Origin of the sequence: Agaricicola taiwanensis (genome assembly GCF_014635245.1) — a bacterium.
Classification (GTDB): Bacteria; Pseudomonadota; Alphaproteobacteria; order Rhizobiales; family Methylopilaceae; genus Agaricicola; species Agaricicola taiwanensis.
The window spans coordinates 111141-133525 of the sequence record NZ_BMCP01000005.1 but is presented as its reverse complement, the minus strand read 5'-3'; the positions used below and the strand labels follow the sequence as shown (position 1 = coordinate 133525).

General features: G+C 64.9%; 20 protein-coding genes. 11 read left to right on the top strand and 9 right to left on the bottom strand.

The window, feature by feature from the left end:
* Window positions 1-33: 33 nt before the first annotated feature.
* The 4 genes from IEV58_RS15980 to IEV58_RS15965 all read left to right on the top strand — a co-directional run bounded on the left by IEV58_RS15980 (window position 34) and on the right by IEV58_RS15965 (window position 2607).
* Window positions 34-888: a LysR family transcriptional regulator gene (locus tag IEV58_RS15980; protein ID WP_188410820.1), complete on the top strand. Its 855-nt coding sequence runs from the start codon at window positions 34-36 to the stop codon at window positions 886-888.
* Window positions 889-1059: 171 nt separating this feature from the next.
* Complete coding sequence (locus IEV58_RS15975) at window positions 1060-1332, top strand: hypothetical protein (protein ID WP_188410819.1); 273 nt, start codon at window positions 1060-1062, stop codon at window positions 1330-1332.
* A gap of 191 nt (window positions 1333-1523) precedes the next feature.
* Entirely contained in the window at window positions 1524-2216 is a 693-nt protein-coding gene (locus IEV58_RS15970) for a CBS domain-containing protein (RefSeq protein WP_188410818.1), read from the top strand.
* A gap of 19 nt (window positions 2217-2235) precedes the next feature.
* A complete protein-coding gene (locus tag IEV58_RS15965) occupies window positions 2236-2607 on the top strand; it encodes a DUF488 domain-containing protein (RefSeq protein WP_188410817.1) in 372 nt (123 codons plus the stop codon).
* 22 nt (window positions 2608-2629) lie between these two features.
* Here IEV58_RS15965 and IEV58_RS15960 read toward each other — a convergent pair whose 3' ends face one another.
* The 3 genes from IEV58_RS15960 to IEV58_RS15950 all read right to left on the bottom strand — a co-directional run bounded on the left by IEV58_RS15960 (window position 2630) and on the right by IEV58_RS15950 (window position 7867).
* Window positions 2630-5410 carry a PAS domain-containing hybrid sensor histidine kinase/response regulator family protein gene (locus IEV58_RS15960; RefSeq protein ID WP_188410816.1) on the bottom strand — a complete coding sequence of 927 codons (2781 nt, stop codon included), beginning with the start codon at window positions 5408-5410 and terminating at the stop codon, window positions 2630-2632.
* Complete coding sequence (locus IEV58_RS15955; RefSeq protein ID WP_188410815.1) at window positions 5407-6882, bottom strand: ATPase domain-containing protein; 1476 nt, start codon at window positions 6880-6882, stop codon at window positions 5407-5409. The genes IEV58_RS15960 and IEV58_RS15955 overlap by 4 nt, the downstream gene beginning before the upstream one ends.
* A gap of 166 nt (window positions 6883-7048) precedes the next feature.
* The gene (locus tag IEV58_RS15950) at window positions 7049-7867 is read right to left on the bottom strand and encodes an alpha/beta fold hydrolase (protein WP_188410814.1); all 819 of its coding nucleotides are present in this window, start codon (window positions 7865-7867) and stop codon (window positions 7049-7051) included.
* Between the two features lie 207 nt (window positions 7868-8074).
* Here IEV58_RS15950 and IEV58_RS15945 point away from each other — a divergent pair, with 207 nt between their 5' ends.
* The 3 genes from IEV58_RS15945 (at window position 8075) to IEV58_RS15935 (ending at window position 12271) form a co-directional block, all read left to right on the top strand.
* Window positions 8075-8734 (top strand): hydrolase, encoded by a 660-nt coding sequence (locus IEV58_RS15945; RefSeq protein WP_188410813.1) that lies wholly within the window; start codon window positions 8075-8077, stop codon window positions 8732-8734.
* A 66-nt stretch (window positions 8735-8800) separates the two neighbouring features.
* Complete coding sequence (locus tag IEV58_RS15940) at window positions 8801-10654, top strand: amidohydrolase (protein WP_188410812.1); 1854 nt, start codon at window positions 8801-8803, stop codon at window positions 10652-10654.
* A gap of 21 nt (window positions 10655-10675) precedes the next feature.
* Window positions 10676-12271, top strand: a complete 1596-nt coding sequence (locus IEV58_RS15935; RefSeq protein ID WP_188410811.1) for an MFS transporter — start codon at window positions 10676-10678, stop codon at window positions 12269-12271.
* Here IEV58_RS15935 and IEV58_RS15930 read toward each other — a convergent pair.
* From IEV58_RS15930 to IEV58_RS15920, 3 genes are all read right to left on the bottom strand, one after another.
* Window positions 12268-13206: a LysR family transcriptional regulator gene (locus tag IEV58_RS15930; protein WP_229729520.1), complete on the bottom strand. Its 939-nt coding sequence runs from the start codon at window positions 13204-13206 to the stop codon at window positions 12268-12270. The two genes, IEV58_RS15935 and IEV58_RS15930, sit on opposite strands and share 4 nt — an antisense overlap.
* A gap of 75 nt (window positions 13207-13281) precedes the next feature.
* The gene (locus tag IEV58_RS15925) at window positions 13282-13899 is read right to left on the bottom strand and encodes a hypothetical protein (RefSeq protein ID WP_188410810.1); all 618 of its coding nucleotides are present in this window, start codon (window positions 13897-13899) and stop codon (window positions 13282-13284) included.
* A 19-nt stretch (window positions 13900-13918) separates the two neighbouring features.
* On the bottom strand, window positions 13919-15094 hold the full coding sequence (locus tag IEV58_RS15920; protein WP_188410809.1) for a zinc-dependent alcohol dehydrogenase: 1176 nt from the start codon (window positions 15092-15094) through the stop codon (window positions 13919-13921).
* A gap of 211 nt (window positions 15095-15305) precedes the next feature.
* Between IEV58_RS15920 and IEV58_RS15915 the strand changes: the two genes are divergently transcribed.
* On the top strand, window positions 15306-15896 hold the full coding sequence (locus IEV58_RS15915; protein ID WP_188410808.1) for a hypothetical protein: 591 nt from the start codon (window positions 15306-15308) through the stop codon (window positions 15894-15896).
* An 81-nt stretch (window positions 15897-15977) separates the two neighbouring features.
* Window positions 15978-17336 carry an MmgE/PrpD family protein gene (locus tag IEV58_RS15910; protein ID WP_188410807.1) on the top strand — a complete coding sequence of 453 codons (1359 nt, stop codon included), beginning with the start codon at window positions 15978-15980 and terminating at the stop codon, window positions 17334-17336.
* Window positions 17337-17351: 15 nt separating this feature from the next.
* On the opposite strand, the gene IEV58_RS15905 is transcribed toward IEV58_RS15910, so the two are convergent.
* Complete coding sequence (locus IEV58_RS15905; protein ID WP_188410806.1) at window positions 17352-18089, bottom strand: GntR family transcriptional regulator; 738 nt, start codon at window positions 18087-18089, stop codon at window positions 17352-17354.
* 146 nt (window positions 18090-18235) lie between these two features.
* Between IEV58_RS15905 and IEV58_RS15900 the strand changes: the two genes are divergently transcribed.
* Both IEV58_RS15900 and IEV58_RS15895 read left to right on the top strand, forming a co-directional pair.
* Window positions 18236-19207 carry a tripartite tricarboxylate transporter substrate-binding protein gene (locus IEV58_RS15900; RefSeq protein WP_188410805.1) on the top strand — a complete coding sequence of 324 codons (972 nt, stop codon included), beginning with the start codon at window positions 18236-18238 and terminating at the stop codon, window positions 19205-19207.
* A 74-nt stretch (window positions 19208-19281) separates the two neighbouring features.
* Window positions 19282-20355: a tartrate dehydrogenase gene (locus IEV58_RS15895; protein WP_188410804.1), complete on the top strand. Its 1074-nt coding sequence runs from the start codon at window positions 19282-19284 to the stop codon at window positions 20353-20355.
* An 89-nt stretch (window positions 20356-20444) separates the two neighbouring features.
* On the opposite strand, the gene copM is transcribed toward IEV58_RS15895, so the two are convergent.
* Both copM and IEV58_RS15885 read right to left on the bottom strand, forming a co-directional pair.
* Complete coding sequence (gene copM / locus IEV58_RS15890; RefSeq protein WP_188410803.1) at window positions 20445-21899, bottom strand: CopM family metallochaperone; 1455 nt, start codon at window positions 21897-21899, stop codon at window positions 20445-20447.
* 24 nt (window positions 21900-21923) lie between these two features.
* Window positions 21924-22331, bottom strand: a complete 408-nt coding sequence (locus IEV58_RS15885; RefSeq protein WP_188410802.1) for a group III truncated hemoglobin — start codon at window positions 22329-22331, stop codon at window positions 21924-21926.
* Window positions 22332-22385 lie beyond the last annotated feature (54 nt).

Here is a 22385-nt window from a genome sequence, read left to right as displayed (position 1 = left end):
GTTGCCTACCTGCGGGAGCCAAGACGACAAGCCATGGACATAGAGCTTGCCCGGACGTTTCTGGAGATCGTCGCGACGCGCAGCTTTGTCCGTGCCGCCGAGCATCTCAACGTCAGCCAGACCACGGTAAGCGCTCGGGTTCGTTCCCTTGAAGACCAGCTCGGCCGTCCGCTGTTCGTGCGCAACAAGAAGGGAGCCTCGCTGACCCCCGCCGGGGAACAGTTCCTGCGTTACGCTCCGATGTTCGTCCAGCTTTGGGAGCGTGCACGCCACCAGGTCGCGGTGCCATCGGGGCGGCGAGCGGTGCTCACCATCGGTGCGGAGCTGAGCCTGTGGCATCCCTGGTTGCTGGAATGGCTTCACTGGATGCGGCACTCGGCGCCGGATATCGCCCTGCGGGTGCAGGTCGGCGTTCCGGAAGGACTGACAAGCCAGGTCGCCGGGGGTGTCCTCGACATTGCCGTCATGTATGCGCCGCAACACCGCCCCGGATCTCGGGTCGAACTCCTGCTGGAGGAGAAACTCGTTCTGGTCACCACGGACCCCACGACAGCGCGTGCTGATCCGGCCGGCTATGTTTACGTCGACTGGGGTCCCGATTTCGCGCTTCATCATGGGCTGAGCCTGCCCGAGGTCACCGATCCCGGCCTCTTCGTCGGCCTCGGCCCCTTGGCCCTGGGGTACATTCTGGAGGCGGGCGGCTCGGGCTATTTTCGGCAAAGGGCCGTCGCGCCTCATCTGGCAACGGGCAAGCTCCATCTTGTCGATGGCGCGCCAAGCTTTTCCTATCCGATCTATGCCGTGTGCTCGGCCCATGCCGATGAAGGGCTGCTCGGCATCGCACTCGAGGGTTTGCGGGCGATCGCGGCGGCAGGGATCGAGGGGTGAGTGCCCGTGGGTGTTCGTCATCCCGGATAAGCCCGGATGGATGCAGCTTCCTTACAGATGACGAGCAAAAGATTTCAATTGTTATGGCCGCCGATCAGGGCGAGGCTGTTGGTTAAGAACGCGGTGACCCCGCCACCCGGGATACGCCGCCACCGACAGGCGGAGATCGATATGCGCAAGGTCAACCTGTTTTGCCGGGCCGATCTGCCGGAACTGGTTTGCGCCGTCCCAGAAGATCAGCCCCTGCCCGCGTTCATCACGACCCCGGCCTGGGGCTTCGTTGGCCGGATAGCAGAATCCAAGGTTCATGCCTTAAGCGCGCATCGGCCTACCACCGAGCCCAGCACCAAGCTGAACGGTTTCTACCTTTTCCAGTTGATCAACCTGTCTGACCTCCGGCGCCACATCGAGCTCGCCGGACACCGCTATGCCCGGCACGGTTGAACGCTAACGGAAACATGGGTTCGCAAATCTGCAAACCCGCTGGGCAGCAAGTGCAAAAAAACAGAACCTGCCCAGCAAATGTATTCGTTTGCCTAAACGAACATTCGGATCCATCATTACTTCGATGAATCGCGGAGCGTCTCGAAATGCTATAGAAGCGGGCGCCCCCGCAGAAGCAACAGGAGGCACAGGTGCTTACCGCAGCGGATGTCATGATGCACGCCGCCGTTACCGCGTCATCGGACACTTCCATTCATGAGGTAGCGGGCTTGATCTACACCCATGGAATGAGCTGCGTGCCCGTCATCGACGGAACCGGGCGCGTGATCGGAATAGTATCGGAGGGCGATCTGATAGGCCATGCCGAGGTGGCCGGAGAGCGGCAGCTGTCCTGGTGGCAGAGATTTGTCGCAGGTCCATCGGTGCTCGCACATCAATACGCGAAAACCCATGGGATTACCGCCGCCGACGTGATGACGACCGATGTCATAACGGTATCCGAGACGACCACGATCGCGGAAACGGCGCGCTTGCTCGATGAGCATCACATCAAGAGTGTTCCCGTGGTGCGGGACGACAAGATGGTTGGCATCGTGACACGAGCTAACCTCATCAAATTGCTGGCAGCGGCCGAGGAAGCCGAACCGGTGAGCGTCGCGGATGCCATCATCAGCGAGCGATTGCACGATGTTCTGGGCGAGCAACCCTGGGCAAATCTGGCTGCCAAGAACATCGTGGTGCAGGATGGCGTGGTCCATCTGTTCGGGATCGTGGCATCCGATGAGGAGCGGCATGCGGTTCGCGTCGCGGCCGGCAACGTCGCGGGAGTGAAGGCCGTTCAGGACCATTGTTCGATGTCCCAGATCGGGCAGTACGAGCTTTGAGGATCGAGAGCGCTGAGGCATGGGCTCATCGCTGAAGATCAAGCGCATCTATGATGCAGCCGAGGAACAGGACGGCGCGCGTGTGCTGGTCGACCGCGTCTGGCCGCGCGGCATCGCCAAGGACAAGGCCGCGCTTGCGGCCTGGCTGAAGGACCTGGCGCCCAGCACGAACTTGCGAAAATGGTTCGGACACCGCACGGAGCACTGGGCGGAGTTCCAACGACGCTATGCAGCCGAACTGGACGCCAACCCGGAGGCGCAGGCGCCTCTGACGCATCTGATGGAGCAAGGCACGGTCACGCTGCTGTTCGGCGCCCGCGATCTTGAGCGCAACAACGCGGTGGCGCTCAAAAACTACATGGAACGCACCGCTGAAGGGGCAAACGCCTGATCACGACAGTTCAGCAGCCGTCTCACCCTTGCATCACCCGCTGCAGTACATGCGACAGCTCCTCCGCCGCATAGGGCTTCTGCAGGAGTTCGAAGCCATGCCGCCCTTCCTCGGCCAGCACATGGCTGTAGCCGGAGGTCAGCACCACCGGCAGCTGGGGGTAGCGGCGGCGGATCTCCTGGCCGAGTTCCACGCCGCTCATGCCCGGCATCACCACGTCGGAGAAGACGATATCGAAGCACCCCTCCTCCGCCAGAAGACGCAGTGCCTCCGAACCGCTGGCGGCCCAGGTGGTGTGATAGCCGAGATCCTGCAGGAGCTGAGTGGAGAAGGCGCCTACGTCGACGTTGTCCTCCACCACAAGCACGCGGTGGCCTCGACCTTCCGCGAAGGCGAGGCTCGCCTTGACGTCGGAGAGGCCGGGTGCGGCCCCTTCCATCAGCTCTACGAGGGGTAGGTAAAGCGTGAAGGTGGTGCCGCGGCCAAGTTCGCTTTCCACGGTCACGTCGCCGCCCGATTGCTTGACGAAGCCGTAGACCTGCGACAGGCCGAGACCGGTGCCCTTGCCGATCTCCTTGGTGGTGAAGAAGGGCTCGAAGATCTCACCCAACCGCTCACGCGGGATGCCGCAGCCCGTGTCGGCGATCGAGACGCAGATAAAGCGCCCCGCGCCTATTCCGTCGCCGGAAAAGAACGGCAGCGCCTCGGCCTCCCATAGTCGCAGAGTGAGCCGGCCCTCGCCATTCATGGCGTCGCGCGCGTTAACGGCGATATTGACCAGCGCCGTCTCGAACTGGCTGAGGTCCGCCTCCACGTAGCAGTCGTCGCAGGACACGTGAGTCGTCACCTCGATCCGGTCGCCCACCACGGTGCGCAGCATATCCGTGATGGCCTCCACACGCTGGGCAGCATCGAACACCTCCGGCTTCAGCGCCTGGCGCCGTGCGAAGGCGAGAAGCTGGCCGGTGAGTTTGGCGGCGCGGTCCACTGTTTCGGCGATGGCGTCCACATAGCGTCGCCGCCGCTCCTCGGAGAGATCGGGCTTGCGCAAGAGGTCGGTGGAGGAGCGGATGATGGTCAGGAGATTGTTGAAGTCATGGGCAACACCTCCGGTGAGCTGCCCCACGGCCTCCAGCTTCTGCGCCTGGCGCAAGGCGTCCTGAGCGCGTTTGAGGTCGGTGATATCGCGCCCCTCCGCCACCAGCCATGTGGTCTCGCCGCGCTCGCCGATGACCGGTTTGAGCGAGAAGTCGACGATGGCGCGCACCTCACCGGCACCCCGCATCTCGTGCTCCTCGCGCACGATCTCGCCCGCCGCCGCACGGCGGATGCCGGACCGGATCGCCTCCTGGAGCCTGGTGTTGCCGCGCATGGGAGCGGTTTGCCAGAATGGCTTGCCGACAATGTCGCGAAGCCCGATCTGGCTCCAGTCGAGCGCCGTCTGGTTGACCTCGACTACCGTTCCCCGCGGGGTCAGCAGCGCCATGAACTGCAGCGCGGAATCGAAGATACCCCGGAAACGGCGCTGGCTTTCCACCAGCTCGGCGGTGCGCTCGGCCACGCGGCGCTCCAGCGTCTCGTTCAGCTCCTTGAGAGCCTGTTCCGTGCGCTTGCGCGCCGTGATGTCGATGGCGGTGCCGAGCACACGAACACAGCGCCCGTCATCATCGAATATGCCCCGCCCTTTTGCGGCCACCCAGCGGATCGCGCCGTCCTCCTTCCCGATGGTGCGATATTCGACGTCGTAAAGGGCGCGGACATCGGGATCGCAGGCCGCGGCGAAGGCAGCTCTCGTCGGCTCGCGGTCTTCCGGATGAAGGCCGGTGTGGAAGTCCGCCATGGAGACCGGCACATTCGCCGAGATGCCGAACATCGCCTTGACCTGTCGCGGCCAGAACAGGATGTCGTTGATCACATCGACGTCCCAGAAGCCGACCTCGGCCGACTCGGTTGCAAGACGCAGGCGCTCCTCGCTCTCGCGCAGGCGTTTCTCCACATGGCGCCGTGCCGTGATGTCGTTGAAGAGAATGGCCACGCGGCGCTGCGCCGGACCTCCGACACGATAGGCGTGGACATCGAAAAGGCGGCCGAGGTGCAGGTAGGATCGCTCGAATCTGACGGAGCCGCCCGTCCGCGCCACATCCCCATAAAGGTCGAGCCACTTCTGCTCGAAATCGGGGTTCACCTCACTCATCCATCGGCCCTTGGCATCGACATAGCCGGTCTGTTCCGCGAAGGCGGGATTGACCTCGACAAAGCGAAGATCCTGCGCCTTTTCGCCGGTATCGTCGAAGCGCAGTTCCACGATGCAGAAACCGGAGTCTATGGCCTCGAATAGCGAGCGGTAGCGCTCCTCGCCGGCTTGAAGCTCGTGCAGGCGGGCTCTCGCATCATACTGGCGGCGCCGGTTGCGGAGCGCCGAGCGGGCAAGGCTGACAAGCGTCGTGGGATGGAACGGGCGCTCCAGAAAGGTGACGTTGCCAAGTACTTCTAGAAAGCGATGCGCGGCCGGATTGCGCTCCAGTCCGCCGCCGCGGTTCGTCAGAAGCACGAAGGGCAGATCCGACCACTCCTCCTGGTCGCCGAGCCACTTGGACAGGGGACCGAGATCACTGGTGGTCAGCGCTTCCTCGGTGACGATGACAAGAGCTGCCCCTTCATTCAATTTGTCGATCAAGACAGGCAGCGAAGAGCAGATCGCGGCCTCGATGCCGGCCTCTTGAAGCATGGCCGTCGCGATTGCCGAATCCCGCCCGCGCGGCGCGAGGACAAGCGCCCGCTCCGACAGGGTTGTCCGCTTCACGCGTCCTCCGCACGAAGTAGGGCCGCCCCCGAGCCTACCAGGGTGGGCACACCGCGCAGCACGCCTTGGAAGTTGGTGAGCGGTTCGCCCAAGGTGATGCCGCGACTGCCGATCCGATATTCGCGGATCGTCTCCTCATGAGCGCCGGTGCGCTTCTTGATCACCGAGATGGCGCGGCGCACACGGCCCGCCGCCTCAAAGTAACGCAGCAGCACCACCGTATCGGCCAGATAGGTGACGTCCACCGGCGACTTCATGTCGCCGACGAGACCGTGCTGTGCCACCGTCAGGAATGTGGTCGCACCCTTTCGATTGAGATATTGCAGCAGTTCGTGCATGTGCAGCACCAGCGCATGCTCGCCCGTCATGGCGGCCTGATAGCCATTGAGACTGTCGATGACGACCGATTGTGCCCGATAGGTTTCGACGCATCGGCGCACGCGCTCGGAGAATTCGCCCGGCGTAAGCTCGGCGGCGTCGACCTGTTCGATGACGAGGCGATCGGATTCGACCATGGCCTGGAGATCGATGCCGAGCCCTTTGGCGCGCTCGAACAAAAGCCCGATCTCTTCGTCGAAGACAAACATCGCCGCCCGCTCGCCACGGTTGATCGCACTTTGCACAAAGGTGAGGGTGAGCAGGGACTTTCCGGTGCCGGCCGGCCCCAGAATGAGAACGCTCGACCCCCGATCGACACCACCGCCCAGCAGGGTATCCAACTCCGGCGTTCCGCTAGGAAGCACGTTGCGGGTAAATCCGGCCTTGTGCTCGGCGGACACGAGCCTGGGAAACACGCGGACTCCTCCCGTCACGATCTTGAAATCATGAAACCCGCCCCGGAAGCGCCGACCGCGATACTTGACCACGCGCAGCCGTCGTCGCTCAGCCCCATACTCCGGAGCGACCTCCTCCAGCCGGATCACACCATGGGCAATGCTGTGGACGGTCTTGTCGCTGAGCTCCGACGTCAGATCGTCGAGCAGGAGAACCGTCGCACTCTGGCGCGCGAAGTAATGTTTAAGACTGAGGATCTGGCGGCGGTAGCGCAGCGAACCTTGCGCGAGCAGCCTGATTTCGGACAGGCTGTCCAGCACCACCCGGTGCGGCTTCACGCTTTCGAATATCTCGAAGATGCGTTTCGTGGCCTCGCCCAGTTCCAGATCGGAAGAGTAGAGCAAGCTTTGCTGCTGCTCTTCGTCCATGAGGCTTTCCGGCGGCACCAGTTCGAAGACCTCGATGCCCGACAGATCCCACCCGTGGGCGCGGGCGCTGGATCGAAATTCGCTCTCGGTCTCGGAAAGAGTGATGTAGAGGCCACGTTCGCCAGCCTCTGCGCCGGCAATCAGGAACTGGGTCGCGATCGTGGTCTTGCCCGCGCCGGGTTGCCCTTCCAGCAGGAACACCCGCCCCCGTTCAAACCCGCCCCCCAGAACATCATCTAAACCTTCGACGCTCGTTTGCGCCTGATCCATCCCATCACTCGCCACAGACGTTATCCGACCTTCTAAGTTCCTGTTGTCCCGGTCCTCAGACTCTAGAAGGCAGCAAAAGGTTCCACAAGACATACCCCCTCGGCGGAGTCCGCCGAAGGAGCGGAGGAATAACTATCGAACCTTCTGCTAAAGAGCAGACCTCACCTCACCCGATGAAGGCCAGCAGGTCCCGGTTCAGCCGCTCGGGATCTGTGGCGAAGAGGCCGTGCGGCTCGCCGTCATATTCGATGAACTGCGCGCCGGCGATGCCCTTGGCCGCAGTCCTGCCCGCGGGGTCGATGGGCACCGTCTTGTCATCCGTGCCGTGGATGATCAGCGTCGGCATGGTGAAGGAGGCAAGGTCTGACCGGAAGTCGGTCTTGCCGAACGCGTCCACACAGTCGAGCGTGGCCTTGGGGCTCGCCATCAGGGCAAGCGTGAAGGTCCAGTCCATCAGCGCCTGGCTGACGGGCTTGGTCACAAAGCCGACGCCATAGAACTGCTTGCCGAAGGTCTGCAGGAAGTCGAACCGGTCCTTGCGGATATCGGCCTTCATCTCCTCGAACACGCTCTGGTCGACACCATCGGGATTGCTGTCATCCTTCAGAAGGTAAGGCACCACCGAACTCACCAGCGCCACCTTTGAAACGCGGCTCGCGCCATGACGCGTGAGATAGCGGGCGATCTCGCCGCCGCCCATGGAAAAGCCGACGAGGGTTACTCCGGAGAGGTCGAGGTCCTCCAGCACCGCCGCCAGATCGTCGGCAAAAGTGTCATAGTCATAGCCGCGCGCGGGATGACCCGACTGGCCGAAGCCCCGCCGGTCATAGGTGATGACCCGGTAGCCTGCCTCAAGAAGGGCGAGGCTCTGATATTCGAACATATCGCCTGTCAGAGGCCAACCATGGATGAGAACGACGGGCCGCCCCTCTCCCACATCCTTCACATGCAGCTGCACGCCATCCTTGGTCTCCACATAGGCCATTTCATCGCTCCTGTTCGTATGTCCAGCGTCAACGGACGAAGCTTCGGCTTGTTCCTTCGCTGAAAAGCTGACGTCTCGACGCTTTTCTAAAAAATAGAACGTTCAGTGCGATTTTATCCTTCTGTTTCGCAAAGCGAGACGGGCGTAATCCTTCTCTCACGCCGAGCGCATCGGCGCCGGATCACTCGCTCAGGAAGGAAAGCAGTCATGACCATCACCGCCACCGCCACCCCCGCCGAGGCTCTTCTCTCACCCTCCAACCACAGCCTGATCCTGATCGACTTCCAGTCGCAGATGGCCTTTGCCACCAAGTCCATCGCGCCGGAGCTCCTGCGCAACAACGCGGCTCTCATCTCCAATGCCGCCGCCGGTTTCAAGGTGCCGACCATCCTGACCACCGTTGCGGAAAAGAGCTTCTCCGGCCCCATGTTCAGCGAGATCACGGACGCCTTCCCCGGCCAGCCGCTGCTCGACCGCACCTCCATGAACACCTGGGAAGACGACGCCGTCATCGAAGAGGTGAGCCGCATCGGCAAGGAACGGCTGGTGTTCGCCGGGCTCTGGACCTCGGTCTGCATCGTCGGCCCGGTGCTCTCCGCCATCGAGCAGGGTTTCGAGGTCTACGTCATCACCGATGCCAGCGGCGACATCTCCGAAGAGGCGCATGAGCGGGCGGTTGAACGCATGATCCAAGCCGGTGCCCGTCCCATCACCTCGCTGCAATATCTCCTGGAGCTGCAGCGCGACTGGGCCCGCACCGAGACGTACGACATGACGACGGGCATCGCCCGCAAGTGGGGCGGCGCCTATGGCCTCGGCATCACCTACGCCAAGACCATGTTCAACGCCTCGGAAGGCGGTCACTAATAGAACGCGATGCGGGGTCGGTTTTGTCGCCGGCTCCGCTTTAGCTCTTCGAGGGAAAGGCGCGCAATGAACCCCCGGGACATCATCATCACCAATGCGAAGATCACGACGCTGGATCGCGAGAACCCCGTCGCCGCCGCCGTCGCTACCCGCGGCGGCACCTTCCTGAGCGTCGGCACCGAGCAGGAGGTCCGGGCAGCCTCGGCACCCGATGCCGAGGTCATCGATGCCGGTGGCCGCCGCCTCATTCCAGGGCTCATCGACAGCCACATCCACGTCATCCGCGGCGGTCTCAACTACAACATGGAGCTGCGCTGGGAGGGCGTCCCTACCCTCGCCGACGCCATGAGCATGCTGAAGCGCCAGGCGGCGATCACGCCGCCGCCGCAGTGGGTGCGCGTGGTGGGCGGCTTCACCGAGCACCAGTTCGCTGAAAAGCGCCTGCCAACGCTGGACGAAATCAATGCCGTGGCGCCGGAGACGCCGGTCTTCATCCTGCACCTCTATGACCGGGCCCTGCTCAACGCCGCCGCCCTGCGCGCTGTCGGCTACACAAGAGACACGCCGAACCCTCCCGGCGGTGAGATCGTGCGTGACGCCGCCGGCAATCCAACCGGGCTTCTCCTTGCCCAGCCGAATGCGACCATTCTCTATGCGACGCTGGCCAAGGGGCCGAAGCTGCCGCCGGAGTATCAGCTCAACTCGACGCGGCACTTCATGCGCGAGCTCAACGCGCTCGGCGTCACCAGCGTGATCGATGCGGGAGGTGGTGCGCAGAACTATCCCGACGATTACGAGATCGTCGAGAAGCTGCACCGCGACGGCGAGCTCACGCTACGCATCGCCTACAATCTCTTCACGCAAAAGCCGAAGGAAGAGCTGAAGGACTTCACCACCTGGGCGACCCAGGTGAAGCCCGGCGATGGCGACGACAGCTACCGCCACAACGGCGCCGGCGAGATGCTGGTCTATTCCGCCGCCGATTTCGAGGACTTCCGCGTGGCGCGTCCGGAGATGCCGCCGAACATGGAGGCCGATCTCGAGCCCGTCATCCGCCTCCTCGCCGAACGGCGCTGGCCCTGGCGGCTCCACGCCACCTATGACGAAACCATCGGCCGCGCGCTCGATGTCTTCGAGAAGGTGAACCGGGACATCCCGCTCAGCGGCCTCAACTGGTTCTTCGACCATGCCGAAACCATCAGCCATCGCAACATCGACCGCATCGCGGAGCTTGGCGGCGGCATCGCGGTCCAGCATCGCATGGCCTTCCAGGGCGAATATTTCGTCGAGCGCTATGGCGCCAGTGCCGCCGAGGCGACCCCGCCGATCCGCCGCATGATGGAAGCCGGCGTGCCCGTGGGCGCCGGCACCGACGCCACCCGCGTTGCCAGCTACAATCCCTGGGTCTCCCTGTCGTGGCTGGTGACGGGCCGCACCGTGGGCGGCACCACGCTCTATCCACCGCGCAATCGTCTTGACCGGGAGACGGCCCTGCGCCTGTGGACGCATGCCAACACCTGGTTTTCCAGCGAGGAGGGCAAGAAGGGGCAGATCAAGGCCGGCCAACTTGCCGATCTCGCCATTCTCTCCGACGACTACTTCAGCGTGCCGGAGGTGGAGATCGCGCATCTGCGCTCGATCCTGACCATGCTGGGCGGCAGGATCGTGCACGGCGACGGCAGTTTCGCCCCGCTGGCTCCCGCACTGCCCAAGGCCATGCCCGACTGGTCGCCCGTTGCCACCTTCGGCGGCATCGCCCGCAGGAGCGACGGCGCCTATCGCCTCGCCTCGGCCTGCGGCTGTCAGTCGGCCTGCGCCGTGCACGGCCACAACCATGCCGCCGCCTACGGCCGCTCCGCGCCCGCCGCCGATGCCCGCAGCTTCTGGGGCGCTTTCGGCTGCGGCTGCTGGGCCGTCTGACCAAGCATCGAGGATCCGCCCATGACATTGCCACCCGCGCCCAAGCCGCTGTCGCTTCCTGTTTTCCGCGCCCTTTGGGTCGCCACCATCATCTCCAACGTCGGTACCTGGATGCATGACGTGGGCGCGGGTTGGCTCATGACCTCGCTCTCGGCGGAGCCGCTCATGGTGGCGCTCGTGCAGGCGGCGACGACCTTGCCCATGTTTCTTCTGGCGCTTCCCGGCGGAGCGCTGGCCGACATCGTGGACCGCCGCAAGCTGCTGCTGGGCGCGCAGGTGCTCAGCCTGATCGGGGCCGCGCTTCTGGCGGCAACCACGCTTCTCGGCCTCACAAGCCCGCTGATCCTGCTGGGCTTCACTGCGATCATCGCCATCGGCGCGGCCCTCTCCGCACCGGCGTTTCAGGCCATCGTTCCGGAACTCGTACCCGCACCGGCCCTGCAGCAGGCTGTTGCCCTCAACAGCCTTGGCGTCAACATCTCCCGTGCCATCGGCCCGGCGCTCGGCGGTGTCGTCATCGCCGCGGCCGGCCCCGCCGCGGTTTTCGCGCTCAATTCGCTTTCGGTCGTCGCCGTCCTCTGGGTGCTCCTGCGCTGGCAGCGCGAGACGCCGGAGCAGCACCTGCCGCCCGAACATTTCGTCGGCGCGCTGAGGGCCGGGCTGCGCTATGCCCTGCGAGCCCCGGACCTGCAGATGGTGCTGATCCGCTCAATCGGCTTCTTTCTCTTCGCCAGCGCACTCTGGGCACTGCTCCCCATCGTCGCGCGGCGTGACCTTGGCCTCGGGCCCGCCGGTTACGGCGCGCTCCTCACCGCCATGGGCCTTGGCGCCATCGCCGGAGCGCTGCTTCTGCCGCATCTGCGCGGCCGGCTCTCCGGCAATGCCCTCACGCTTGCAGCTTCCCTCCTCCTCGCCTTTTCCATGGTGGCGCTGGCGCTTTCGGCCAGCTTCTGGCCGGCCGCGGCGGCGCTCGCCATTGCCGGCCTCTCCTGGATCGCCATGATGTCCGCGCTGAACGGCGGCGCGCAGGCGGCCTCTCCCGGCTGGGTCAAGGCGCGGGCGCTGGCCATCTACCTTCTTGTCTTCCAGGGCGCCATGACAGCGGGCTCCACCCTCTGGGGTGCGCTGGCGGGACGGATCGGCGTCGCACCGGCGCTGGAGCTTGCGGCGCTGGCTCTTGCCATAGCCACGCCGCTGCTGGCCTGGCTCTTTCCTCTCGGGCGCAGTGCCTCGCCTGATCTCAGCCCTTCCATGCACTGGCCGATGCCGGTAGTGGAGGGCGAAGCGGCGCCGGATGCCGGGCCTGTCATGGTGACGGTGGAATATCGCATCGATCCCGCGCGCATGGCCGACTTCCAGCGCGCGATGAAGCCCATGCAGCGCATCCGCCGGCGTGATGGCGCGATCCACTGGGGCCTCTACGAGGATGCCGCAGCACCCGGCGTCGTCGTCGAAAGCTTTGTCGTCGAAAGTTGGCTGGAACATCTGCGCCAGCACCACCGCATCACCAAGGACGATCGGGCGGTACAGGACGCCGCGCGCGCCTTCCACATGGGCAAGGACGTGCCGCTGGTGCGCCACCTCATCAGCCCCGCCACACGGCTGCGGCCAGCCTAGATGTCGATGAGGCCGACCTCCTCCACATCGTCGCGCCCCAGCGCGACGAACTGATCCAGCAGCCAGGAGGCTGCGGGGCCGGGAGGCGCATCCCGCCGCCACACCCCGGCGAAGCGGTAGGTGCCGCCGGGATGATCCGGCATGGCAAGGCGCACCAGGGTGCCTGCAGTCAGATCCTGTGCGATCATCGGCAGCGGCATGTTTCCCCAGCCGATGCCTTCGCGCAGCAGCGCATGTTTGGCGCCGAGATCGGCCAGGCGCCAGGTGCGCGGGCTCATGACCGAGAAGTCGCGGCCGTCGGTAAAGCGTGACCGGTCGGTCAGCACCAACTGGGTGTAATCGCGCCCCGCCCCCGGCGCGATCCTCTCCATCTGCCCCAGCGGATGATGGGGCGCGGCAACGGGAACCATGGCGACGGAGCCGGCGGCGACGCATTCGACACCTTCGACGCCGGCGGCGAGCGGCCCGGAAATGCCGAGGCCTGCGCCGCCCTCCAGCACCATGGCGGTGATGGAACCGAGCGCCTCCATATGGAGCTTGAGCTGCACCGTGGGGAATTCCTGCGCAAAGGCACGCAGCACCCGCCCCAGCCGTTCCGCCGGCAGCATGACGTCCACCGCCAGATCGACTTCCGCCTCCAGCCCGTCGAGAAGCCCCTTCACCTTCGCCCGCAGGCCATCGATGCCCATGGAGACGGAGCGGACCTCTGCCAACACCGCCCGGCCCGCCGCCGTCAGCTTCGGCTTGCGCGTGCCCTCCCGCTCGAACAGGGTCAGCCCGAGCTGCGCTTCAAGGTTGGCGATGCCATAGCTGATGACCGACACAGCACGGTTCAGCCTGCGGCCGGCAGCCGCAAAGCTGCCGGTGTCGACAATGGTGAGAAAGATGCGCAGCTGGTCGAAGGTGGGCGTGCCGGGATTGCTCAACTTTTCCATCTTCTCGAATGTTCAGGGGCCGTTTATCCCAAGAACCCGGAAGAACTGCAATATCTTCGACCGCGAAGGCTGCCCCTAGGCCTGTGCCTCACGTCCAACATCAGGAAATCCCGCCCGCATGTCGCGCGGCGTCTGCAGGTCCTTGGCTCGCCCCCGCGCGGCATCGATGCCGCCGGGAAAGCCGCTGCGGTCGCCATAGTTGCGGACCTCGCCGTGACCTCGGCGCCGACGGCCCTCGACGCGGGCGATCCGTGGCTGGTAGCTGCGGCTGTGTTGCGACGTCACCGCCTGGGCGCAGATGAGGTCGAGCAGGCCGATACCAAGCACGACGGCGAGGGCGAGGCCCACATTGTCACGCTTCGGATTATCCTCCCCCGCAGCAGCGATGAGCGTTGCGGCATCGAGCCCGTCGCCAGCCACCCGGCTCCACAGGCCCAGTTGCTTGTCCACCGACAGCGTCAGGATGCCGGCGCCGATCTCGCGAACGCCATAGGCGCGGATGAGGCTTTCCTTGCCCTGCATGCCGAGCATGTCGGCCAACCTATGCGGAGCGACCAGCTCGGCGACGCCGAGCGCGATGCTGAACCAGCCGAGCCCGCGCGCCAGCCGGTCCGATGCGCCGAGAGAACTGTGTCCCGTCTCCAGAACCTCAGGGTCTCCTTCGGAGCGGGCGATGTTGGTCATATAGGTCATGGGTCTCGCCTTTCCGGGCTCATGGTTTCAGGACGACCTTGATGCAGCTGTCCTGCTTGTCGCGGAACACCTTGTACATCTCGGGCCCATCCTCGAGGCCGACGGTGTGCGTGATGACGAAGGAGGGATCGATCTGGCCTTCCTCGATGCGGCGCAGGAGATCCTCGGTCCAGCGGTTCACATGGGTCTGGCCCATGCGGAAGGTCAGCCCCTTGTTCATGGCAAGGCCCATGGGCAGCTTGTCGATGAGGCCGGTGTAGACGCCGGGGATGGACAGGACCCCTGCCGGACGGCAGACATAGATCATCTCGCGCAGCACATGCGGTCGGTCGTTCTCCATCATCATCATCTGCTTGGCGCGGTCGTAGAGCGTATCCGGCTGGGCGAAGGAGACGTGGCTTTCGGTGCCGACACAGTCAATGCACTTCTCAGGCCCTTTGCCATCGGTCAGTTCGTTCAACCGCTCGATGATGCTGTCTTCCTTGAAGTTGAGGGTGATGGCGCCGCCCGCCTCGGCCATGGAAAGCCGCTCGGGCAGACAGTCGATGGCCACCACCTGTTTCGCACCGAGAAGGACGGCACTGCGGATCGCCATCTGTCCCACCGGGCCGCAGCCCCAGATGGCGACCGTGTCCGTCGGCTGGATGTCGCATTGCACGGCGGCTTGCCAGCCGGTGGGGAAGATGTCGCTGAGGAACAGCACCTGCTCGTCGGTCAGGCTGTCCGGCACCTTGATGTGCGTGGTGTCGGCGAAGGGCACGCGCAGATATTCCGCCTGGCCGCCGGGATAGCCGCCGGTGAGATGGGTGTAGCCGAAGAGGCCGCCGGTGGAATGACCGAAGGCCGTGTCGGCCAGTTCCTTCTTGCGGTTGGAGCGCTCGCAGACCGAATAGTTGCCGCGCTTGCACTGGTCGCAGTCGCCGCACCAGATGGTGAAGGGCACCACGATGCGGTCGCCCTTCTTCAGCTTGCCGTTGACGCCGCTGCCGACCTCCACCACCTCGCCCATGGTCTCATGGCCCATGATGTCGCCGGGCAGCATGGCGGGGATGATGTTGTGAAAGAGATGCAGGTCGGAGCCGCAGATGGCGCAGCTCGTCACCTTGATGATGGCATCGCGCGGATCTTCGATCTCCGGGTCGGAGACCGTATCGCAGCGAATGTCTTCCTTGCCGTGCCAGACCAGCGCCCGCATGCTCCTGCCTCCCTCTCATCCGCTGGCGCGCTTTTCCCGCCCAGCTAGAAACCACATCCAGCGCAACGCGAGGCTCACGCGTGCAGTTCCTGAGGTGGATTATGTTCCTTCAAACAGCGCCGGGGCCTGTCTGTTGATCTTTCGACAACCGACACGAGCGAAGGTGTGTCTGCCCACCCGCCGCAGCGCGAATCTGGCATGAGCTTTCGAGATGGAAAATCCGCTCCCGCATTCGGATGTCTTCGTCCATGTCCGCATCATCATCGGCATGGTGCTGGGTCTTAGCCTGGCGCGGCTCGTCACCGGGCTGACGCGTTTCCTGCAGCATCCCAAACGGGAACGCATCTACCTCATCCATCTCGGCTGGGTGCTGTTCCTGCTGCTGGCGATCGTCCATTTTTGGTGGTTTGAATTCGGCCTGTCCGGACTGCGCCACTGGACCTTCGAGATCTATCTGTTCCTGATCCTCTACGCGATGATCTTCGTCATGCTGGCGGCGCTGCTGTTTCCTGATCGCATGGACGAATACAAGGGCTTTGAGGATTACTTCCAGTCCCGCCGTCGCTGGTTCTATGGCCTGCTCGGCCTCATGTTCATCTTCGATGTCATCGACACGCGCATCAAAGGCATCGCGCATTTCGAGGCGCTCGGCATCGAATATCCCATCCGCCAGGCCGCCTTCGCACTCTGCGCGGTCATCGCCATCTTCATGCCGGGCAAGACCTTCCAGGCCATCTTCGTCAGCGTCGGCATCATCTATCAGATCACCTGGATCCTGCGCCTGTTCGATGTCCTGTCATAAATCCGCAGGCTTGCGGTTCGTCTCCACATTGTAGATTGTCCGCAGCATCGGCCCACCAGAAGGCCGCCAACGGGAGGAACCATGCCTGTCGCCGCAGACCTTGCCGGCCGTATCGCCGCGCTTCACTACCCCTCGTTTCCGCCGGAAGCCCTCCGCTGGGCGAAAGATGCCATCGCCGACACCATCGGCTGCGCCCTCTTGGGCGCCGATGCCGAGATCACCCGCGCGGTGCTGACGGTCGAGGAGCCGGCGCCCGGCCCTTGCCTGGTGCTGGGCCACCGCAGGCGGGTGAACCGGCTCGAGGCCGCGCTCGCCAATGGCACGGCAGGCCATGCGCTCGACTATGACGATACCTCGAAATCCATGGCCGGCCACCCCAGCGTCATCATCGTGCCCGGCATCCTGGCACTGAGCGAGGCGCTGGATCTTTCCGGCGCGCGCATGCTGGAGGCCTATATCGTGGGGCTGGAGGCAGCGACGCGCATCGCGCGCGGCGTCAACTTCCATCACTACGAGAAGGGCTGGCATCCGACGGCGACGCTCGGCATCTTCGGCGCCACCGCGGCGGCCACCCGCCTGCTCGATCTGCCCCCGGAGAAGATCGGTCACGCGCTCGCCATCGCCGCCTCCATGGCGTCGGGCATCAAGGCCAACTTCGGCACGCCGGTGAAGCCGCTCCACGCCGGCCTTGCCGCCCGCAACGGCCTCTTTGCCGCGCTCATGGCGGAAAAAGGCATCGTGGGCTCGCCCGTCGCCTTCGAGCATGGCCAGGGCTTCCTGGAGGTCTTCAATGGCCCCGGCACCCATGACGCCGCGCGGATGATGGAGGGCTGGGGCGAGCCGCTCGACCTGCTTGATCCCGGCATGTCCATCAAGAAATACCCTTGCGTCTACAGCGTCCATGCCGCCATCGACGCCGCCATCGCGCTCCATGGCGAGGGACTAGGCGCGGCCGGCGACATCACCGGCATCAAGGTGCGCATGTACCGCCGACGGCTGCTGCCCCATGTGCTCCAGCGCCCCGACAGCGCGCTCAGCGCCAAGTTTTCGCTGGCCTATGCCATGGCCCGGGCGCTCAAGGACGGCGCGGTGCGGCTGGATCATTTCGAGGAGAGTGCCTTGAGAGACGAAGAGGTGCGGCGGCTGGTGGGCCTCGTCGAGACCGAGCCGCATGACGACGACAGCAACGACTATGGTGCAGAGGTGACGGTGACGCGAGCCGATGGAACAAGCCTCCACAAGGAGGTGCCGCTGCCGCTGGGCATGGGCCCGAAGGCGCCGCTGCCGCCGGGCATGCTACGCGCCAAGTTCACCGACTGCGCCGCCCGCAGCCTCGACGCCGCCACGGCCGACCGCGCCTTCGACATGCTGATGGACCTTGAGAACCTCAGCTCGGTCCGCGCGTTCACCGCTCTGATCGAGGCCGGCAGCCGAAACTGAGCGGACGGTCTCTCCTCAGAACTGCTGGAAGTTGATGCGCTTTAGGATGGGGACCAACTGGCTGCGCGCGTGCCGGCGGTGGGCGCGCGCGGCTTCTCCGGCGGCGGTGACATTCCCCGCGCCGATGGCATCGATGATGGCCTGATGCTCCGCAGTTGAAGCGGCAGGCGTCGGACGCAGATGCAGCGTCAGCCGCCGCGCACGGTGCGACTGGACCGTGACCGTTGCCGCCATGCGTTTGATGCGGCGGTTGCCGCAGCCATCGACCAGCACATCGTGGAAGCGCTCGTCTGCGGCGCGCCAGGCTTCGAGATCGCCGGCCTTGAGAGCCGCGGCCATGGCATCGGTGTCCGCCTGCAGCTCCGCGTGGACGGGCGCCTTGTCGCCCTGCTCCGCCAGAAGTTCAGCGGCCGCGCCCTCCAGCGCGATCAGCACATCATAGATCTCCAGAAGGTCCGATGGCGTGAGGGCGCGCACCAGAATGCCCTTGCGCGGCAGGATCTGGACCAGCCCCTCCTCCTGCAGGCGGGCCATGGCCTCATGGACCGGCGTGCGGCTCATCCCGAGCTTTGACGCGATCTCATTTTCCGCGGCCTGAAAACCAGCCGGCAGAACATCGGAGAGAATGGCGTCCCTGAGATAGCGGTAGGCGGCTTCCGCTCGCCCCTCCGGAGCGCCGGCTTCCGCTCGCCCGGCCACCCTGCCCTCCGTCACGTCCCAGCGCGATGCCGCCGGCTGCCTGCCGTTGCTCATGCCATTCCTTTCGCCTTCACAGATGTGAGCTTTGACAAAAGACGCAGGCCATGTCCACTTGCATTCCATCTTGCATGCAAGATACCATGCAAGACAACAGCCCCCGAGAAGGCTGCCGCAAAGAGAGATGATCCCAGGAGGAAGACATGAAGCGATTGTTTGCGGCTGCAGTGATGACAGCAGCCATCGCCCTGCCCACCGTATCGGCCGCGCAGGACAAATATCCCGAGCGCCCCATCACCATCGTGGTGCCCGCCGCTGCTGGCGGACCGAGCGACACGGTGGCGCGGCTGGTGGCGGACGCCATGCAGGCCGACCTTGGCCAGCAGGTGCTGATCGAGAACGCGGGCGGCGCGGGAGGCTCGCTCGGCACCGGGCGTGTCGCCAAGGCCGAAGCCGATGGCTACACGCTGCTGCTCTACCACATCGGCGTTGCCACCTTCGGTGCGCTCTACCCCACACTGCCCTACAACCCCGGCGAGGATCTGGCCTCGGTCGGCCTGGTCACCGAGGTGCCGATGACGCTGGTGGGCCGCAAGGATCTCGCCCCCAGTGACGTGGCGGCGCTCTTCACCTGGCTGAAGGGCGAAGGCGCCAACGCGACCTTTGGCACCGCCGGTGTCGGTGCCGTGTCCGACCTCTGCGGCAAGCTGCTCGTGAACGCCACTGGCATCAAGATGAATGTGGTTCCCTACAAGGGCACCGGCCCTGCCATGAACGACCTTCTTGGCGGCCAGATCGACCTCATGTGCGACCAGACCACCAACACCGCCAACCAGATCAAGGGCGGCGACATCAAGCCCTATGCCGTGACGACGCGGGAGCGGATCTCGATCCTGCCCGACACGCCCACTCTGGCTGAAAGCGGATTGAAGGATTTCGAGATCTCGGCCTGGCACGCCATCTGGGCGCCGAAAGGCACGCCCGAGCCGATCCGGCAGAAGCTGGCGGAATCGCTGGCAAAGGCGCTCAAGAATCCGACCGTCATCGAGCGTTTCGCCGCACTCGGCACCGAGCCGGTCTCCTCCGAGATGGCCACCCCTGCTGCCCTGGACGAACACTTCCAGTCCGAGATCAAACGCTGGAGCAAGCTGCTCGCCGGTTCGGCCAAACAATAACTCCCTCTTCACGCCTTACGCGGGGCGGCGGCAGCGCGCTCATCGCCCCGCGCCAGACCAATGGATAAAGCATCATGCGCACCCACAAGATCGCCGCCATTCCCGCCGACGGCATCGGCCCCGAAGTCATCGCCGCCGGGCTCCAGGCCCTGGAGGCCCTGCAGCAGCGCTCGGGCGATTTCAGCCTCAGCGTCCAGGAGTTCGACTGGGGCTCCGACTATTACAAGAAGCACGGCCGCATGATGCCGGAGGACGGAATCCAGCAGCTGAAGCCCTTCGACGCGATCTTCTTCGGCGCCGTCGGCGCGCCCGATGTGCCCGACCACATCACCCTCTGGGGCCTGCGCCTGCCCATCTGCCAGGGCTTCGATCAATATGCCAATGTACGGCCGACCCGCATCCTGCCGGGCATCGCCTCGCCGCTGGCGGGCGTCGGCCCCGGTGATCTCGACTGGGTCATCGTGCGCGAGAATTCGGAGGGCGAATATTCCGGCCACGGCGGCCGAGCACACCGCGGCCTGCCGGAGGAGGTGGGCACCGAGGTCGCCATCTTCACCCGCGTCGGCGTCACCCGCATCATGCGCTATGCCTTCCGTCTGGCGCAGTCGCGCCCGCGCAAGCTCCTGACCGTCGTCACCAAGTCCAACGCCCAGCGCCACGGCATGGTGATGTGGGACGAAATCGCGGCCGAGGTGGCGGCGGAATTCCCCGACGTCACCTGGGACAAGATGCTGGTCGACGCCATGACCGTGCGCATGACCCTGAAGCCGCAGAGCCTCGACACCATCGTCGCCACCAATCTGCACGCCGACATCCTGTCAGACCTTGCCGGAGCTCTCGCCGGCAGCCTCGGCGTCGCCCCGACTGCCAACATCGACCCGGAGCGCCGCTACCCCTCGATGTTCGAGCCCATCCACGGTTCGGCCTTCGACATCACCGGCAAGGGCATCGCCAATCCCGTCGCCACCTTCTGGACCGCCGCGCAGATGCTCGACCACCTTGGTGAGGCGAGCGCCGCGACCCGGCTGATGCGCGCGGTGGAGGCCGTGACGGCGGACGGCGTGCTGACACCCGACGTGGGCGGAAGGGCCACCACCGAGGAGGTCACCCGCGCCGTCTGCGAGGCCATTCGCGGATCCAACATCTGAGCCGCCACGGGCCCGCTGCCGAAGGGCAGCGCCCGGCAAAGAAAAGGATGCTGGCGTTGAGCCGGCATCCTCAATTTTTTGGTCGAGCCTCAGTCGACCGCGATGCCCCGGCTCTTCAGCCAGTTCTGCATCTCGGCGATCTCCGCCTTCTGCTCCGCGATGAAGTGCCGCGCCAGCGCGTGGGTCGTGGGGTCGCGGCCGTATTGCAGCACCACCTCGGACATGTCGATCGCGCCCTGATGGTGCGGGATCATGCCCTTGATGAAGGCGACATCAGGATCCGGATGCTGCATGCCTTCCATCATCGGGCCGTGCATGGTGCTCATGGTCTTGGCATAGGCTGCCATGGCCGACGGATTGGGCACCACGCTCGCGCCTGCGTCGGTCGCATGCGGATGTTCGGCATTGGGCGTATGGGTGGTCATCAGCGCCGCCTGCTCGCCTCCTGAGTTCGCACCATAGAAGGCCAGATGCAGGCCCCAGTAGGCGGAGGAGAAGAGCACCAGCGCCGCGACAAGCCCCGCCGGAACGCCCACAAAAGCCCGCCGCAGCGCCGGCAGCACACGCATCTCCCGGGTGTGATCGGCAGCGATCGCCACGATGATGGCCATGATCAGCGCATGGCCGACCAAGTCGATCCGGCCGAAGGGATAGACCGCGGCGTTGAAGATGATGAACAGCGCGATCGCCGAAAGCCGCCGCACCAGAGGCGTCCACAGGAGGCCGAAGCCCATGGTGAATTCGGCCACGCCCGCCATGGGAATGAACACATCACGCGGCATGCCGAAGGTCAGGAAGGGCTTCTCCTCGACCAGCGGATAGAACCAGTCGGGATAGGCGAACTTCTCCAGGCTCGACCACATCAGGGCGATGGCAACACCCCACCGCAACACCTCGAACCTGTGCTTGCGCCAGTCCTCGTTGCTGGAGGCGGCGAGCACGAGATAGGCCGCCACGGCGACGCCAAGGGCGAGATAGTCGAGCAGGTGGAAGAGATCGTAGTCCCTGAGCGCCAGCACCCACAGTAGGATGATGCCCGCCGCCGACAGCGGCATGGTGCGCCGGGAGAACACGCCGAAGGCGATGAGGAGCTGCAGCCAGGACACCCACTCCGCCGGGGTCTGCAGATCGGGCGTGAGATAGACCCCGCCCACGGCGAAGACGGCCACGAAGAAGGCGCCGATCACCGCACGCACAAAATCGTCAAGCCGCGTCCAGAGCGGTTCCGTCACCCTGTCGAGACCAGAGAGGATGGCCTCGCCCGTCGGGCTTTTCTCCACGGCGCGTGTCGCCAGGAAAAACGCGAGGACGAGAACGATCGCGGTCCAGAACCAGATGTCCGCCAGCGTACGTCCGATGGGCGCTGGCGAGGCGTTGACGATGTAGGGCGCGAACCACTTGACGTGGGCCTCCGCCGTGGTCGCCCAGATGGTCGGGGCGAGAGCGGCAAGACTGGCGAGCCCCCACCGGCCGTGGAGACGGCAGGTGAAAGCCCCTCCGGCGGCGGGTGCCGCCGGATCGGAGTACGCATGCGAACGTGTCATTTGGGAAGCTCCCGTAGGTGACGCTCAATGATCCGCCCGGGCGGGCGGGACTGCTCCTGTCTGGGCATCGCAGCGGAACAGCAGGCCGGCCTGAAGGCTGGACGCGATTCTCTGTGCCTTCTGTTTTAGCGCAGACGAGACAGATGGGGGGAAATGGCGGTCAGCGGCTTCAGCCCAAAGACCGAGCCACTCCTGGAACAGCGCCTCGTCGAGCTGAGGTGCCAATGGCTGATGGGCGGCAAAGGGATTGCCCTTGTAGCGGCCGGAGCCGAGCATCAGCGACGACCAGAACCGGGTGAGCCTGTCGATGTGCTCCTCCCAATCGTGCACCTGGGCCTCGAAGATCGGCCCCAGCCGCGGGTGGCGGCGCACGCTTCCGTAGAAGCTGATCACCAGCTCCCTCAGTTGCTCTTCGCTCAAGACACCGTCCATGACGGCCTCCTAATGATGTACATGAGATACATGAATTACTCTTGCTAAACATTC

Bases quoted from the DNA above. Each gene is read 5' to 3' on its own strand.
- IEV58_RS15980 (WP_188410820.1), top strand. From the start codon at position 34: ATGGACATAGAGCTTGCCCGGACGTTTCTGGAGATCGTCGCGACGCGC.
- IEV58_RS15975 (WP_188410819.1), top strand. From the start codon at position 1,060: ATGCGCAAGGTCAACCTGTTTTGCCGGGCCGATCTGCCGGAACTGGTT.
- IEV58_RS15965 (WP_188410817.1), top strand. From the start codon at position 2,236: ATGGGCTCATCGCTGAAGATCAAGCGCATCTATGATGCAGCCGAGGAA.
- IEV58_RS15955 (WP_188410815.1), bottom strand. From the start codon at position 6,882: ATGGATCAGGCGCAAACGAGCGTCGAAGGTTTAGATGATGTTCTGGGG.
- IEV58_RS15950 (WP_188410814.1), bottom strand. From the start codon at position 7,867: ATGGCCTATGTGGAGACCAAGGATGGCGTGCAGCTGCATGTGAAGGAT.
- IEV58_RS15945 (WP_188410813.1), top strand. From the start codon at position 8,075: ATGACCATCACCGCCACCGCCACCCCCGCCGAGGCTCTTCTCTCACCC.
- IEV58_RS15940 (WP_188410812.1), top strand. From the start codon at position 8,801: ATGAACCCCCGGGACATCATCATCACCAATGCGAAGATCACGACGCTG.
- IEV58_RS15935 (WP_188410811.1), top strand. From the start codon at position 10,676: ATGACATTGCCACCCGCGCCCAAGCCGCTGTCGCTTCCTGTTTTCCGC.
- IEV58_RS15930 (WP_229729520.1), bottom strand. From the start codon at position 13,206: ATGGAAAAGTTGAGCAATCCCGGCACGCCCACCTTCGACCAGCTGCGC.
- IEV58_RS15925 (WP_188410810.1), bottom strand. From the start codon at position 13,899: ATGACCTATATGACCAACATCGCCCGCTCCGAAGGAGACCCTGAGGTT.
- IEV58_RS15920 (WP_188410809.1), bottom strand. From the start codon at position 15,094: ATGCGGGCGCTGGTCTGGCACGGCAAGGAAGACATTCGCTGCGATACG.
- IEV58_RS15915 (WP_188410808.1), top strand. From the start codon at position 15,306: ATGGAAAATCCGCTCCCGCATTCGGATGTCTTCGTCCATGTCCGCATC.
- IEV58_RS15910 (WP_188410807.1), top strand. From the start codon at position 15,978: ATGCCTGTCGCCGCAGACCTTGCCGGCCGTATCGCCGCGCTTCACTAC.
- IEV58_RS15905 (WP_188410806.1), bottom strand. From the start codon at position 18,089: ATGAGCAACGGCAGGCAGCCGGCGGCATCGCGCTGGGACGTGACGGAG.
- IEV58_RS15900 (WP_188410805.1), top strand. From the start codon at position 18,236: ATGAAGCGATTGTTTGCGGCTGCAGTGATGACAGCAGCCATCGCCCTG.
- IEV58_RS15895 (WP_188410804.1), top strand. From the start codon at position 19,282: ATGCGCACCCACAAGATCGCCGCCATTCCCGCCGACGGCATCGGCCCC.
- copM (WP_188410803.1), bottom strand. From the start codon at position 21,899: ATGACACGTTCGCATGCGTACTCCGATCCGGCGGCACCCGCCGCCGGA.
- IEV58_RS15885 (WP_188410802.1), bottom strand. From the start codon at position 22,331: ATGGACGGTGTCTTGAGCGAAGAGCAACTGAGGGAGCTGGTGATCAGC.